This is a genomic window from Pseudomonas sp. B12(2026) (assembly GCF_057767015.1).
Window position 1 is genome coordinate 2,805,087 of sequence record NZ_CM173430.1, and the last position, 13,496, is coordinate 2,818,582.

At 66.2% G+C, this 13,496-nt stretch carries 15 protein-coding genes; 9 read left to right on the forward strand and 6 right to left on the reverse strand.

Going from position 1 to position 13,496, the window contains the following annotated elements; genetic code table 11:
- Positions 1–87: 87 nt before the first annotated feature.
- Together uhpC and AC3B6A_RS13060 are read right to left on the reverse strand one after the other, a co-directional pair.
- Positions 88–1,482, reverse strand: a complete 1,395-nt coding sequence (uhpC, locus tag AC3B6A_RS13055; RefSeq protein ID WP_488403282.1) for an MFS transporter family glucose-6-phosphate receptor UhpC — start codon at positions 1,480–1,482, stop codon at positions 88–90.
- Positions 1,463–2,266 carry an inositol monophosphatase family protein gene (locus AC3B6A_RS13060; RefSeq protein ID WP_488403283.1) on the reverse strand — a complete coding sequence of 268 codons (804 nt, stop codon included), beginning with the start codon at positions 2,264–2,266 and terminating at the stop codon, positions 1,463–1,465. The genes uhpC and AC3B6A_RS13060 overlap by 20 nt, the downstream gene beginning before the upstream one ends.
- Before the next feature lie 462 nt (positions 2,267–2,728).
- On the opposite strand from AC3B6A_RS13060, the gene AC3B6A_RS13065 reads away from it, so the two are divergent.
- On the forward strand, positions 2,729–3,073 hold the full coding sequence (locus AC3B6A_RS13065; protein ID WP_488403284.1) for a cupin domain-containing protein: 345 nt from the start codon (positions 2,729–2,731) through the stop codon (positions 3,071–3,073).
- A gap of 4 nt (positions 3,074–3,077) precedes the next feature.
- On the opposite strand, the gene AC3B6A_RS13070 is transcribed toward AC3B6A_RS13065, so the two are convergent.
- Positions 3,078–4,028, reverse strand: coding sequence for a GlxA family transcriptional regulator (locus tag AC3B6A_RS13070; protein WP_488403285.1), 951 nt, complete (start codon positions 4,026–4,028; stop codon positions 3,078–3,080).
- A gap of 103 nt (positions 4,029–4,131) precedes the next feature.
- On the opposite strand from AC3B6A_RS13070, the gene AC3B6A_RS13075 reads away from it, so the two are divergent.
- Complete coding sequence (locus AC3B6A_RS13075) at positions 4,132–4,926, forward strand: SDR family NAD(P)-dependent oxidoreductase (protein WP_488403287.1); 795 nt, start codon at positions 4,132–4,134, stop codon at positions 4,924–4,926.
- 146 nt (positions 4,927–5,072) lie between these two features.
- Positions 5,073–5,465 carry a GFA family protein gene (locus AC3B6A_RS13080; protein ID WP_488403289.1) on the forward strand — a complete coding sequence of 131 codons (393 nt, stop codon included), beginning with the start codon at positions 5,073–5,075 and terminating at the stop codon, positions 5,463–5,465.
- Positions 5,466–5,470: 5 nt separating this feature from the next.
- On the opposite strand, the gene AC3B6A_RS13085 is transcribed toward AC3B6A_RS13080, so the two are convergent.
- Entirely contained in the window at positions 5,471–6,100 is a 630-nt protein-coding gene (locus AC3B6A_RS13085; protein ID WP_488403290.1) for a helix-turn-helix transcriptional regulator, read from the reverse strand.
- 13 nt (positions 6,101–6,113) lie between these two features.
- Entirely contained in the window at positions 6,114–6,749 is a 636-nt protein-coding gene (locus tag AC3B6A_RS13090) for a hypothetical protein (protein WP_488403291.1), read from the reverse strand.
- Positions 6,750–7,072: 323 nt separating this feature from the next.
- Between AC3B6A_RS13090 and dkgB the strand changes: the two genes are divergently transcribed.
- Genes dkgB through AC3B6A_RS13120 form a run of 6 tightly spaced genes read left to right on the forward strand, consistent with a single transcriptional unit; the run spans position 7,073 to position 12,457 of the window.
- A complete protein-coding gene (dkgB, locus tag AC3B6A_RS13095; RefSeq protein WP_488403292.1) occupies positions 7,073–7,876 on the forward strand; it encodes a 2,5-didehydrogluconate reductase DkgB in 804 nt (267 codons plus the stop codon).
- A 5-nt stretch (positions 7,877–7,881) separates the two neighbouring features.
- Entirely contained in the window at positions 7,882–8,850 is a 969-nt protein-coding gene (locus AC3B6A_RS13100; RefSeq protein ID WP_488403294.1) for a TIGR03571 family LLM class oxidoreductase, read from the forward strand.
- A complete protein-coding gene (locus AC3B6A_RS13105) occupies positions 8,843–9,955 on the forward strand; it encodes an alkene reductase (protein WP_488403295.1) in 1,113 nt (370 codons plus the stop codon). The genes AC3B6A_RS13100 and AC3B6A_RS13105 overlap by 8 nt, the downstream gene beginning before the upstream one ends.
- 20 nt (positions 9,956–9,975) lie before the next feature.
- Complete coding sequence (locus tag AC3B6A_RS13110) at positions 9,976–10,914, forward strand: cyclase family protein (RefSeq protein ID WP_488403297.1); 939 nt, start codon at positions 9,976–9,978, stop codon at positions 10,912–10,914.
- Complete coding sequence (locus AC3B6A_RS13115) at positions 10,911–11,276, forward strand: MoaF-related domain-containing protein (protein ID WP_488403299.1); 366 nt, start codon at positions 10,911–10,913, stop codon at positions 11,274–11,276. Before AC3B6A_RS13110 ends, AC3B6A_RS13115 begins: the two co-directional genes overlap by 4 nt.
- On the forward strand, positions 11,273–12,457 hold the full coding sequence (locus AC3B6A_RS13120; RefSeq protein ID WP_488403301.1) for an MFS transporter: 1,185 nt from the start codon (positions 11,273–11,275) through the stop codon (positions 12,455–12,457). Before AC3B6A_RS13115 ends, AC3B6A_RS13120 begins: the two co-directional genes overlap by 4 nt.
- 187 nt (positions 12,458–12,644) lie before the next feature.
- On the opposite strand, the gene AC3B6A_RS13125 is transcribed toward AC3B6A_RS13120, so the two are convergent.
- Positions 12,645–13,436: an SDR family NAD(P)-dependent oxidoreductase gene (locus tag AC3B6A_RS13125; protein ID WP_488403303.1), complete on the reverse strand. Its 792-nt coding sequence runs from the start codon at positions 13,434–13,436 to the stop codon at positions 12,645–12,647.
- Between the last annotated feature and the right edge of the window lie 60 nt (positions 13,437–13,496).

A 13,496-nucleotide genomic window follows, 5' to 3' on the forward strand; every position in this document is an offset into this window, starting at 1 on the left:
CGGAGCAGGAAGTTCATTGCACTTGGGCGGCGGGGACGCCGGGCCGGCTTTCTTCGATGGCGATGCCGGGGTCTGGAACGGGGCTTATCAGGATTGCATGTCGAGCCTCGCTGACCGCTGTCGTGGCATGACCATTGGCAACAGCAACAGCACCGACAGGATGGCCGCGGCAGACAGCACCACGAAAAAGCCGCTCCAGTGCCATGTTTCAAGCACCTTCGCCAGGGGATAACCGGAAAGAGCGGCACCGAAATAACCGAAGATGCCGACAAACCCGGTCGCGGTACCCGCGGATTCCTTGTGCGCCGATTCCGCCGCGGCCATTCCAATCAACATCTGCGGGCCGAAGATAAAGAACCCGATGCAAAAGAAGCATCCGGCGTTAATCAGGTAATTGTCGAAGCCGGCGAACCACAATGAAAAGACGGATGCCAATATGCCGAGCATGAAAATGATATTCATCGGGATGCGATTGCCGGCAAAGAACGCATCTGACCCCCAGCCAGCCACCAGCGTGCCGATGAAGCCGCCAACCTCAAGGAATGAAAGCACCGAGTTCGCCTCTACGAGCGAATAATTGTAGTGCTGTATCAGATACAGATTCCCCCAGTCATTGATACCAATGCGCACGACATAGACGAATACATAGGATATTGCCAGCAGCCATATATATTTGTTGCGCAGGATATACTGCTGGAGGACCTGCCAACGGGATAGCTCAAGACTCGCGCGCTCCTGCTCCAGCTCCAGTTGGTCGTTGCGCCAGGTTCCTACGCTGGGCAATCCCATGCTCACGGGACGATCACGTAGCCGATAGCAAAGGAATATGCCGGTCACGATGGCGATGACCCCGGGAATGGCCATTCCATAACGCCAGCCGTAATGCATGGTCAATACGCCGGCCAACAGGGGAATCATCGCGCCCCCGACGTTGTGCGAAGTATTGCAGATAGCCCACCAGGTGCCGCGCTCATTACGCGAATACCAAGAAGTCAGCAACTTGGAACAGGGCGGCCATCCCCAGCCCTGGAAAAAGGCATTGGCGATCCACAGGACGGAAAACAACAGCAAGGAAGAGCTGAGGCCGAAAAGAATGTTCAATATCCCGGTGGCAATCAGGCCAATTCCCATGAAATAACGTGGATTGGCCTGGTCGCTCAACATGCCGGATATGAAACGTGATGCCCCATAGACGAAATAGAACAGGGTGCCCAGCAGGCCGATGTCCGTGACGCTGATCCCCAGGTCGATGATCATCTGCGGCATGACATAGTTGAAGCTTTTGCGTGTAAAGTAAAACGCCGCATAGCCGGCGTACATGCCAATCAGTATTTGAATACGCCAGTATTTATATAATGCATTCACTTCATTTGCCGGGTGACTGACCGGCCGGGCGGGCATTGCCTTCATCCACTGGAACATGTGAGTTTCCTTGTCGAAAGTGGCGGATTGTTCTTGTTTTTCAGGCTTGATGACGCTCATGCAGAGCCGCCAGGGCCCTGGCGTGCAATTCAGGGTCTCCCGCCGCCACCACCGTAGGGCCGGAATACATGGTCAGGGGGCGGCCCTGCCAGTCGGTGATAACGCCACCGGCGCCTTCAATGACCGGAACCAGTGCGCAATAGTCCACTTCCCGCAAACCACCCAGGTCGATACTCAGGTCGATGCGCCCCGATGCGAGACAGCCGTAGGCGTAGCAGGCTGCTCCGTAAACCCGCCATTTCGTATTCTTCTGCAAGTAATTGAAGCCTTGCTGATATTCCGGAAGAACAAACTCCGCGCTGCTGACGGACATCAGCGCCGCCGAGAGATGGCGGCACGGGCGGGTGCTGACGACAATGCCATTCAGGGTGGTCTGTTGGCCCTCGGCTCCAACCCAGCGCTCATCCAGGGAAGGGATGTCGATAATGCCAAGTATCGGCCGGCCATGGTGACAAAGAGCGATCAAAGTGCCGTAGACCGGAATCCCGGCAATGAATTGCTTCGTCCCGTCGATAGGGTCCACGACCCAGACATATTCTTCCGTAGAAGCTTCGGCTCCATATTCCTCGCCCAGGATGCCATGGTGTGGGAAATGTTCCTTTAGGCGCTGGCGAATGAGGACTTCTATTTGTCGATCGATATCCGTCACCGGACTGCTGTCATCTTTCGAGATGAAATCCCGTCCAGCGTAAAGATGGCGTTGTCGCTCGATTTTCAGCTGCTTTCTGGTTTCGTCGGCAATGTTTTCGGAAATTTCAATGAAATGCTTGAGTTCGTGATTCATGACCTGCTTCCTTTTTATGCTTGTGGCGCCTTTGGCTTCGTCAGGTGATGCATCTGAATGCAGTTTCAGATTTTGAACTTGCCGGTCGTTGGGTTCGATGCAGAGGGGATTTGCGCATCGTTTCTGGAGGCTAGCGCTTCGCTAATTGGATGGCTTGTTTGATTTATTAAAATATGACGACGAAATAGGCATAGTTGACAGGGGCGTATATCAGTGAATATTTCTTCAGTAACTATATGAAAGTTCTTCTGGCTTTGTAGGAAAACGGAATGACTAACTCCCCGTTCGGTAAACGAGGCGAGGGAAGAGGCAATTGATTTATTCCGTGCCCTATGCAGCTTCACGCTGCTTTTTGTCGCCCCAAGCCCCTGTCATCGGCCCGGCACCGCCCTGATCGGTAAAACAGCGCTTCACTGGAAGAGAGGCCCTTCGGGCCTCGGCAGGCATTGCGAGGAGACCACGATGAGCAACGAACGGGCGGCACCCGAGAGCCACGGCGTAACGGTGGAATTGCTGGCAAGCATCGACCTCGGCCCCGAGATCGAGGGCATGGCCGGGCGTCAGCTCAGGATGCGCAAGGTGACCATCCAACCGGGAGGTGTCTTCGGGCCGCTTCACGACCACAAGGACCGGCCCGGCACCGTCTACATCCTGCAGGGCATCATCACCGACCACCGCAACGGCGTCGCCACGGACTACGGGCCGGGCCCGGGCTGGCCGGAGGACCGGAACACCACGCACTGGCTGGAGAACCGCGGCGCGGTGGCGGCGGTGGAGATATCGGTCGACATCGTCCGCCAGGGCTGAGCGCTCAGCCCGCCACCCGCCGGGCGTCCCGGCGCACCGCCTGCGGGGGCACGCCGAAGCCGCGGATGAAGGCTTCGCGCATGTGCCGGCGGTCGCGGAAGCCGGCCTCACGGGCCACCTCGTCCAGGGAGTGGCGGCTCTGTTCGATCATCAGCCGCGCCGCCTCCAGGCGCAGGCCCTCGATGGCCTTGGCCGGGGATTGCCCGGTCTCGGCGGTGAACACCCGGGTGAACTGGCGCGGGCTCAGGTGGGCGATTTCCGCCAGTTCCTCGACGCTGATCGGCCGGTTCAGGTGGCTGCGCGCGTAGTTCAGGGCGCTCTGGATGCGGTCCGACTTGGGCGCCAGATCGAGCATCTCCGAGTGCTGCGACTGTCCGCCGGAGCGGTGCTGGTGCATCACCAGCTTGTGCGCCACCGAGCGCGCCACCTCCGCGCCGAGGTCCTTTTCCACCATGCCGAGGGCGAGGTCGAGCCCGGCGGTCATGCCCGCCGAGGTCCAGAAGGGGCCGTCGATGATATAGATGCGGTCGTCCTCGACGCTGATCTCCGGGTAGCGCTTCTGCATGGCCTGGGCGAACCCCCAGTGGGTCGTGGCGCGGCGCCCGGCCAGCAGTCCCGCCTCGGCGAGGACGAAGCCGCCGGTGCAGATGCCCACGGTGCGCCGCGCCTGGCCGCCGGCCTGGCGCACGAAGTCGAGGACGGAGGCGGAAACCTCGTGCGTCAGCGGATCGTTGACCCCGACGACGATCCAGGTGTCCGCCAGCCCCGGCGCCTCGACGGGCCGGGTTTCCAGGGTGAGCCCGAGGGAAGAGCGCACCGGGCCGCCCGCCAGCGAGAAGTTCTCGATGCTGTAGAAGGGCTCCCCGGTGACGAAGTTGGCGTACTCGAACACCGTCTGGGTGGCCAGGGAGAGCACCTGGAATCCGTCCGTGAGCAGGTAGCCGATGCGGTGCATGGTGGTTCCTCGTATGTCCTGAATCAGTACCATATACGTCATTTAAGATATCGCAAAATCGCCGCATCCTGTTCTCCAGTTTCCCCCAACCTGGAGAATCGACATGACTCAGTCCCATCGCGGTACCGCCCTGATCACCGGCGCCTCGTCCGGTATCGGCGCCATCTACGCCGAACGCCTGGCCCGCCGCGGCTATGACCTGATCCTGGTGGCCCGCAACCAGAGCCGCCTGAATGCCCTGGCCAAGCGCCTGAGCGACGAAACCGGCCGTTCCGTCGAGGTGGTGGTCGCCGACCTCGCCGACAGGGCGGACCTGGCGCGGGTCGAAGACCTGCTGCGCAGCGACGCCAGCATCACCCTGCTGGTCAACAACGCCGGCCTCGGCGCGACCCGCCCGCTGCTGGAGTCGAACGTCGACAAGCTGGAAGAGATGCTCACGCTCAACGTGAACGTGCTGACGCGCCTGACCTATGCGGCCGTTCCGGGCTTTGTCGCGCGCGGCGGCGGCACGCTGATCAACATCGCCTCGATCGTCGCCATTGCCCCGGAAGTCCTCAACGGCGTGTACGGCGGTTCCAAGGCCTTCGTCCTGGCGTTCAGCCAGTCGCTGCGCCATGAGCTGGCGGACAAGAACGTGCGGGTCCAGGTGGTGCTGCCCGGCGCCACGGCGACCGACTTCTGGGGCGTGGCCGGCACCCCGCTGGAGTACCTGCCGAGCGCCATCGTGATGAAGGCGGAGGACATGGTCGACGCGGCGCTGGCCGGGTTCGACCAGGGCGAGTTCGCCACCATTCCATCCCTGCCGGAAGGCGCCGACCTGGACGCCTACGAGGCGGCGCGGCAGAAGCTGATGCCGAACCTGTCGCTGAGCCAGCCGGCCGCGCGCTATCGCGCCTGAGTTGCGCCATCGCGGGAAGCGCGGGGCCCACCTCCGGGTGGCGCCCCGTGCGCCGACGCCGGTCGGGCGGGGCGCCGGGGATGCGGTTGCTCCGGCTAACCTTGCCTTGACCAGGGGTTGCCTACGCCCTGGCCAGGAGGTGCAACGTGGAACGATTCACCGGCGGCTGCCTGTGCGGCAATGTCCGCCTGGTGGCGACGGGGCGTCCCTACCGGGTCGGCCTTTGCCACTGCCTGGATTGCCGCAAGCACCACGGGGCGCTGTTCCACGCCTCGGCGGTGTTCCCCGAGGACGCGGTGACCATCGAGGGCGAGACCGGCGACTACGCCGGGCGGTATTTCTGCCCGCGCTGCGGCTCGTCGGTGTTCTCGCGCAGCGGCGACGAAGTCGAAGTGAACCTCGGCTCCCTGGATGCCCCCGACCAGTTCAGGCCCACCTACGAACTCTGGACCATCCGCCGCGAGGCCTGGCTGCCGCGGTTCCCGCTCCAGCGGCGCTACCCGCGCGACCGGGAAGGCACCGGGCGTTTCGAGGATTAGTCGTATCAGGCGGAATCGTCTTCCGCCTTTTTCCGCAGGTGGAAGCGGCAGACCTGCCCGCCACGGTGCATGCATTCGAGGTGTTCGACGGGGTGCCCGCCGAGGGTGCCGATCAGCGCCAGGTCGAGCTCGCAGACTTCCGGGTAGAGGTCGGCCAGGTGATGGAACACGCAGTTGTGCGCGACGATTTCCGCCTCGCCGGAGCTGCGGGCGATGATCTGCGCCTCGTAGCCGTTGGCGTTCAGGTGCTCGGCGATGCGCGGCTCCGCCACCGGCGCGGTCTCCAGTTCGCTCGCCAGGCGCGTGCCGAGCCTGCGCATCATTTCCAGCAGGGCGTCGTGCCCGAGGAGCTGCGCGATCTCGCCGATCAGCAGGTCGCCGAGCAGCTGGTACTGCCGGGGGAACAGCTCGCGACCCTTGGGCGTCAGCAGGTACAGCTGTTCCGGGCGGCGCCCGGTCGGGCGGGTCGGGCCGCGCTCGACCAGCGCGTCGCGCTCCAGCGCCGCCAGATGCTGGCGCACGGCGGTGCGGGTGACCGCCAGTTGCTCGGCCAGCTCCTCGATGCTCATGCCGCCCGCCCGGTAGAGCAGGGCGGCGAGCAGGTCTTGCTGGGTACGGCCCATTCCTTGAAGCATTCGCTTGCCTCGCTCAGAACTTGTCCGGGAACTGCTTGACCAGCGCGGCGCTCAGGGCGTCGGCCAGCATCAGGATGTGCTGGCGCATGGCCTGCCAGGTCTTGGCCTCGCCGGCGTAGTCATGCGCGCCGAGCTGGTCGATCTGCGCGATGTGCTGGGCGCCGTGGGTACTGAGCATGGCCACCAGGTCCTTCTCGGGCAAGTTGGGGTTGGCCGAGGCGAGGAACCTGGCAATGGCGCCGGCATTGCTGGTCAGCTCGCCAACGGCGGCTTTGCGCCCGGCGGCGTCCTTCGCGACGCTGGCGTCGCTGTAGTGCTTCACGGCGCCCCAGTGGCCGGCCAGCAGCTTGAGCAACTGGTCGGCGGCCGGCTGGCCGTAGAGCGGCGCGATGCCGTTGGCGATGCTGGTGGCGTTGCCCACCACCTGCTCGGCGGCGGCCTTGGCCCGGGCCTTGTCGCCGGCCTGGTTGGCCTGCACGTAGTCGCGGATCCAGAAGATGTGTTCCTGCCACAGGTCGCGCAGGGCCAGGCGGTTGTCCAGGGCCGCGGCGGAAGCCGGCGAGGCGCCGGCGGACGGGGAGGTGGCGGCGAATGCCGGGACGCAGAGCGTGGTGACGAGCACGAGGAGTAGCGATGATGCGATTTTCATGGCGGTAGCCTCTGGTGGTCGGTGACACTGCAAAATCTATTTAGGCATATAAAAATGCCGTAATTGATTTATCCGACAAAAGGCCCTGGCCGGGGCGAAGCTGGCTGCCCTCACACCCGCGAGCTTGAGCTGCAAAATCGCCCGAGAAACGCATGAAACGCCCAGCTGCGTCGACGGATCAGCTTTGCGTCCGGCTCACACTCAAACCTTCCACTCGTGACTTCAAGTCAAATGACTTTGCCGTGCCGGCGTCTTAATCGCCGCAAGCCGAGCCGGCACACTGCGCTCCATTGGAACGATCAACCTCCCTGGAGCCCCACGACATGAGCATTCCTTCCTTCGGCCTCGGCACCTTCCGCCTCACCGGCCAGGCCGTCATCGATTCGGTACGCACCGCGCTGGAACTGGGCTACCGCACCATCGACACCGCGCAGATCTACGGCAACGAGGCCGACATCGGCCAGGCCATCGCCGAGAGCGGCGTGTCGCGCTCCGAGCTGTTTCTCACCACCAAGATCTGGGTGGAGAACTACGCCGCCGACAAACTGATCCCCAGCCTGCGCGACAGCCTCGCCAAGCTGCGCACCGACCACGTCGACCTGACCCTGATCCACTGGCCGGCGCCGGGCAATGGCGTCGAGCTTGCCGAATACATGGCCGCGCTGGCCGAGGCCAAGAAACTCGGCCTGACCCGCCGGATCGGCATCTCCAACTTCAACATCGACCTGACTCGCCAGGCTATCGCCGCCGTGGGCAAGGGCGAGATCGCCACCAACCAGATCGAACTCAGCCCCTACCTGCAGAACCCGGCGCTGACCGCCTTCCTGAAGGAGCAGGGCATACCGGTCACCTCCTACATGACCCTGGCCTACGGCAAGGTGCTGAAGGACCCGCTGCTGGCGGAGATCGCCGCCAAGCACGACGCCACCGTCGCGCAGGTCGCGCTGGCCTGGGCGATGCAGCTGGGCTACGCGGTGATCCCGTCCTCGACCCGCCGCGAGAACCTCGCCAGCAACCTGCTGGCCCGGGAACTGCGCCTGGACGCCGACGACATGGCGAAGATCGCCACGCTGGAACGCAACGGCCGTGAAGTCAGCCCGGAAGGCCTGGCTCCGATCTGGGACTGACCGCCATGTCCGCCCCCCTGCATCGCCTGACCGCCGGCGGCTTCAGCGTCGGCCTCGAAGCCCCGCTGGACAACGACTGGACGCCCGCCGGCGAGCAGGCGCGGCAGCAGGCCGGACGCCGCCACGGCGAGCCGGACCTGGCGCGCCACGCCCAGCTGGCACGGCTTGCCGACCGCCTCGGGTTCCGCGCCCTGTGGGTGCGTGACGTACCGCTCTACGACCCGTCGTTCGGCGACGCCGCGCAGGTCTTCGAGGTGTTTTCCTACCTCGGCTACCTGGCCGGCGTCACCCGCGACATCCTGCTCGGCACCGCCGCCGTGGTGCTGCCGATCCGCGAACCGCTGCTGACCCTCAAGTCGGCAGCCAGCGTGCAACGCCTGAGCGGCGACCGCCTGCTGCTCGGCGTGGCCAGCGGCGACCGGCCGGTGGAATACCCGCTGTTCGGCCGCGATTTCGAAGGCCGCGGCGGCAACTTCCGCGAGCAGGTCGCGCTGCTGCGGGACGCCGCGCGGTCGAGCCTGCCCGAAGGCATGGCCGTGCTGCCGGCGCCGACTTCGCCGCTGCCGTTGCTGGTGGCGGGCCTGGCGCAGCAGAGCCCGGCCTGGATCGGCGCCAACCTCGACGGCTGCCTGGCCTATCCCGGCACGCCGGAGGACCACCAGCGCCGCGTCGCCAACTGGCGCGCGGTAGCCGGGGCCAAGCCCTATTCGAGCTTCATCCACCTGGACCTGGCCGAGCGCGCCGACGAGCCCATGCGGCGCTGGCGCTTCGGCTTCCGTGGCGGCCGCGATGCGCTGGCCGCCGAACTGCGCGCGCTGCGTGCCGCCGGCGTCGACCACGTCGGCCTGCAGCTGCGCCGCAACCTGCGGCCGCTCGACGAGACCCTGCACGAGATCGCCGAGTACGTGCTGCCCGAATTCCATGCCCGATCGACCACGGCGGCCGCGCCGCTGGAGGAGACTTGCAATGTCTGAGAATGCATCCCCGCTGTTCCACAGCTACTCCCTGGGCGGCCTCGAACTGCCCAACCGCATCGTCATGCCGCCGATGACCCGTTCCCGCGCCAGCCAGCCGGGCGACGTGCCCAACGCGCTGATGGCCGAGTACTACGCCCAGCGCGCCAGCGCCGGCCTGATCGTCAGCGAAGGCACCTGGATATCCCCGCTGGGCAAGGGCTACGCCTGGACCCCGGGCATCCACTCGCCGGCCCAGGTCGCCGGCTGGCGCAAAGTCACCCAGGCGGTGCACGCCGCCGGCGGGCGCATCTTCGCCCAGCTCTGGCACGTCGGCCGGCTGAGCCACATCAGCCTGCTCGACGGCCAGGCGCCGGTGTCTTCCTCGGCGATGCAGGCCGAGGGCGTCAACGTCTTCGTCGCCGAGACCGACGGCACTCCCGGCTTCGTCCAGGCCTCGAAGCCGCGCGCGCTGAAGACCGAGGAAATCCAGGGCATCGTCGACGAGTACCGCCAGGCCGCGCGCAACGCCATGGCCGCCGGCTTCGACGGCGTCGAGCTGCACGCCGCCAACGGCTACCTGGTCAACCAGTTCATCGACTCCAACGCCAACGACCGCACCGACCCGTACGGCGGCTCGCTGGAGAACCGCCTGCGCTTCCTCGGCGAAGTCGCCCAGGCGCTGGTCGAAGGCACCGGCGACAAGCGCCGCGTCGGCATCCGCCTGGCGCCGCTGACCACCCTCAACGGCTGCGTCGACGCCGATCCGGAAACGACTTATCTGGCCGCCGCGCGCCTGTTGGGCGAGATCGGCGTGGGCTACATCCACATCGCCGAAGCCGACTGGGACGATGCCCCGCACATGCCGCTGGAATTCAAGCAGCGCCTGCGCGAAGTGTTCCCCGGCACCCTGATCTACGCCGGCAAGTACACCGCCGAACGCGCCAACGCCGCGCTGCGCGAAGGCTGGGCGGACCTGATCGCCTTCGGCCGGCCCTTCGTCGCCAACCCCGACCTGCCCGAACGCCTGCGCCAGGGCGCGCCGCTCAACCCGCACCAGCGCGAAACCCTGTTCGGCGGCGGCGCCCACGGCCTTACCGATTACCCCAGCCTGGCAACCGCCTGAGCAAACCCAGGAATTCACAGATGAAAGCCCTTGCGACATTTACCCTGGCGACCTTGCTGCCGCTGGCCGTGCAGACCGCTTCCGCCGCGGACTGGTACCCGTCCGCCTATGGCGCGGGCGACGAGATCGGCGCCGCCAACCTGCTGACCCCCGAGGTCACCAAACAGGCGGTGCAACTGGTCAGGACCGGCAAGACCTACCCGCTGGCCGTGCCGGTGGACAAGAACCTGCCGGCCTTCCGCCACCGCAGCTTCCGCCTCTACAACATCCAGCCGGGCGAGCAGGGCGGCCAGTCCCTCGGCCCGAACAAGTTCACCTTCAACGACGAGCTGGTGAACGCCTGGACCGGCGTCGGCACCCAGCTCAACGGCATTGGCCACATCGGCATCGACAACCTTTACTACAACGGCAACCGGGCCGCCGATTTCGTCACCGTCGAAGGGGTGAAGAAGCTCGGCATCGAGAAGGTCCCGCCGTTCGCGACCCGCGGGGTGGTGCTGGACATGACCGCGCACTACGGCAAGGCCATCGTCCCCGGCGGCACCGAGTTCAGCGTCGCCGACATCCAGGCGGTGCTGAAGAAGGAGGGCATCACCCTGCGCAAGGGCGACGTGGTGCTGTTCAACACCGGCTGGCTGGAACTGATCGGCAAGGACAACAAGCAGTTCCTCGAGGTCGAGCCGGGCATCGGCATGGAGGCCGCGAAGTGGCTGGCCGACCAGGGCATCGTCGCCTTCGGCGGCGATACCTGGGCCTCGGAGGTCTACCCCAATCCCCACGGCAAGGACGAGTTCCCGGTCAACCAGTACCTGCTCGCCAAGCGTGGCATCTACAACCTCGAACTGATCGACAGCCGCGCCCTGGTGCGCGACCAGGCCTGGGAGTTCCTCTTCGTCCTCGGCCAGCCGCTGTACGTCGGCTCGACCCAAGTCAACATCAACCCGGTGGCCATCAAATGAGCAAACCCGAGCAATCCTCCCTCCCGGTCTTCGCCGGCCGCGCCTTCCGCGTCGACTACGACGGCCTGTCCGCGCACAACGTCTATTCCGCCGACGGCAACAGCATCCGCTACGCCATCGTCTCCGGCCCCTACGCCGGCGCCAGCGGCGAGGCGGAGTGCCAGTGGCAGGAGATCGCCGAGGGGGTCTACGTGATCTCCTGGCAGGAGGCCGACGGCGCCACCGTGGTGCATGTCGACGACTTCGCCAAGGGCCATTCGAGGGCCTTCTTCACCGCCGTGGACCTGAGCTACTACCGCATGCAGGGCCCGCTGACGGAAATCGATGCCGCCGAATACGGCGTCCAGGACGACGATAAATGAAATCCGGGCGGGTCCTGTTCGCCCTGGCGATCGGCGCCTTCGGCATCGGCACCACCGAGTTCACCCCGATGGGGCTGCTGCCGGTGATCGCCGATGGCGTGCAGGTCAGCATCCCCACCGCGGGGATGCTGGTCACCGCCTACGCGGTCGGCGTGATGGTCGGCGCGCCGGTGATGACCCTGCTGTTCAGCCGCTTCGGCAAGCGCGCCGCGCTGATGGCGCTGATGGCCATCTTCACCGTCGGCAACCTGCTTTCGGCGATGTCGCCGGACTACTACACGCTGCTCGCCTCGCGGCTGGTCACCAGCCTCAACCACGGCGCCTTCTTCGGCCTCGGCGCGGTGGTCGCGGCCAGCGTGGTGCCCAGGGACAAGCGCGCCAGCGCGGTGGCGACCATGTTCATGGGCCTGACCATCGCCAACATCGGCGGGGTGCCGGCGGCCACCTGGGTCGGCCAGCAGGTCGGCTGGCGGCTGGCCTTCGCCGGCACGGCGGGGCTCGGCGTGCTCGCCATGGCCGCGCTGTGGTTCGCCCTGCCCAGGGGCGAGCGCGGCACGGTGCCCCATGTCCGCCGCGAGCTGGCGGTGATCGCCCGGCCCAGCGTGCTGCTGGCGATGGCGACCACGGTGCTGGGGGCGGGCGCGATGTTCACCCTCTACACCTACGTCGCCCCGGTGCTGGCCGATCTCACCGGCGCCTCGAACGCCTTCGTCACCCTGGCGCTGGTGCTGATCGGCGTCGGCTTCACCCTCGGCAACAGCCTGGGCGGGCGTCTCGCCGACTGGTCGCTGGACGGCGCGGCACGGATCTTCCTCGCCGCGCTGGCGGTGATCATGCTGCTGTTGCCGCTGGCCCTGACCAGCCACGTGGGCGCCGCCGTGGGCCTGCTGCTCTGGGGCGTGGCCACCTTCGCGGTGGTGCCGCCGCTGCAGATGCGGGTGATGCACGCCGCCGCCGAAGCGCCGGGGCTGGCCTCGTCGGTCAACGTCGGCGCCTTCAACCTCGGCAATGCCGTGGGCGCGGCGCTGGGTGGCGGGGTGATCAGCCTGAACCTCGGTTACGCCGCGGTGCCCGTCGCCGGCGGCCTGCTGGCCGGCGCGGGGTTGCTGCTGGTATGGCTGGGGCGGGTGCAGAAGGTCACCCTGGAAACGGCGGACAGCCCGTCCCGCGACGGGGCTTGAAGCACGCTCCCCGAGTAGGCCGTCTCCTTGTGAGACGGCCTTTTCGTTTGTGGGGGATTGCGTCCCCGGGATGCAGCGCGTCCGGGGCCTTCAAGTTCCGCTTCTTTATCTGAAGGCGCGTGCATGACACCCGCACATAAAAAAGCCCCGGCCAGAAGGCCGGGGCTCGGTTTGTCGCGTCGCAGACTCAGATCGCCAGGCTGTCCACCACGCCGCCGTCCACGCGCAGGGCCGCGCCGGTGGTGGCGGAGGAGTAGGGCGAGGCGACGTAGGTCACCAGGGCCGCCACTTCGTCCACTTCGGCGACGCGCTGGATGATCGAGCTGGGACGCTCGCGGCGCACGAAGGCGTCGGCTTCCTCGCGGGCGCTGCGGCCGGACTGGCGCACGGCGTCGGCCACCAGGTTGGCCACGCCTTCGGTGAAGGTCGGGCCGGGGAGGATGGCGTTGACCGTCACGCCGGTGCCCGCCAGGCGCTTGGCCAGGCCGTGGGAGACGGCGAGGTTGGCGGCCTTGGTGACGCCGTAGTTGATCATCTGCGCGGGGATGGCCACGCCCGATTCGGAGGACAGGAAGATCACCCGGCCCCAGCCGCGCTCGACCATGCCCGGGGTGTAGTGGCGGGACAGGCGCACGCCGGAGAGCACGTTGATCTCGTAGAAGTCCAGCCACTGCCGGTCGTCGGTGTCGTAGAAATCGACATCGTTATAGATGCCCAGGTTGTTCACCAGGATGTCGGCGTGGGGCTCGGCGGCGAACAGCGTCTCGGCGCCGGCCGCGTTGCCCAGGTCGGCGACCACGCCGCGGGCCTTGCCGCCGGCTTCATGGATGCCGGCCACGGCCTGGTCCACGGAAGCCGCGTTGCGGCCGACGATGACCACGTCGGCGCCGGAGGCGGCCAGCTGGCGGGCGATGCCCAGGCCGATGCCGCCGGTGGAGCCACTGATGATGGCGGTCTTGCCGCCCAGATCGATCTGCATGGTTGGATTCCTCTTCAAGGGGCACGGGCTGCGTGCCGGTGATCGTTTGGGTATGGCGGC

Coding starts and splice junctions, on each gene's coding strand:
- uhpC (WP_488403282.1), bottom strand. CDS start 1,482: ATGAGCGTCATCAAGCCTGAAAAACAAGAACAATCCGCCACTTTCGAC.
- AC3B6A_RS13105 (WP_488403295.1), top strand. CDS start 8,843: ATGTCTGAGAATGCATCCCCGCTGTTCCACAGCTACTCCCTGGGCGGC.
- AC3B6A_RS13070 (WP_488403285.1), bottom strand. CDS start 4,028: ATGCACCGCATCGGCTACCTGCTCACGGACGGATTCCAGGTGCTCTCC.
- AC3B6A_RS13085 (WP_488403290.1), bottom strand. CDS start 6,100: ATGCTTCAAGGAATGGGCCGTACCCAGCAAGACCTGCTCGCCGCCCTG.
- AC3B6A_RS13125 (WP_488403303.1), bottom strand. CDS start 13,436: ATGCAGATCGATCTGGGCGGCAAGACCGCCATCATCAGTGGCTCCACC.
- AC3B6A_RS13065 (WP_488403284.1), top strand. CDS start 2,729: ATGAGCAACGAACGGGCGGCACCCGAGAGCCACGGCGTAACGGTGGAA.
- AC3B6A_RS13115 (WP_488403299.1), top strand. CDS start 10,911: ATGAGCAAACCCGAGCAATCCTCCCTCCCGGTCTTCGCCGGCCGCGCC.
- AC3B6A_RS13060 (WP_488403283.1), bottom strand. CDS start 2,266: ATGAATCACGAACTCAAGCATTTCATTGAAATTTCCGAAAACATTGCC.
- AC3B6A_RS13120 (WP_488403301.1), top strand. CDS start 11,273: ATGAAATCCGGGCGGGTCCTGTTCGCCCTGGCGATCGGCGCCTTCGGC.
- AC3B6A_RS13110 (WP_488403297.1), top strand. CDS start 9,976: ATGAAAGCCCTTGCGACATTTACCCTGGCGACCTTGCTGCCGCTGGCC.
- AC3B6A_RS13100 (WP_488403294.1), top strand. CDS start 7,882: ATGTCCGCCCCCCTGCATCGCCTGACCGCCGGCGGCTTCAGCGTCGGC.
- AC3B6A_RS13090 (WP_488403291.1), bottom strand. CDS start 6,749: ATGAAAATCGCATCATCGCTACTCCTCGTGCTCGTCACCACGCTCTGC.
- dkgB (WP_488403292.1), top strand. CDS start 7,073: ATGAGCATTCCTTCCTTCGGCCTCGGCACCTTCCGCCTCACCGGCCAG.
- AC3B6A_RS13075 (WP_488403287.1), top strand. CDS start 4,132: ATGACTCAGTCCCATCGCGGTACCGCCCTGATCACCGGCGCCTCGTCC.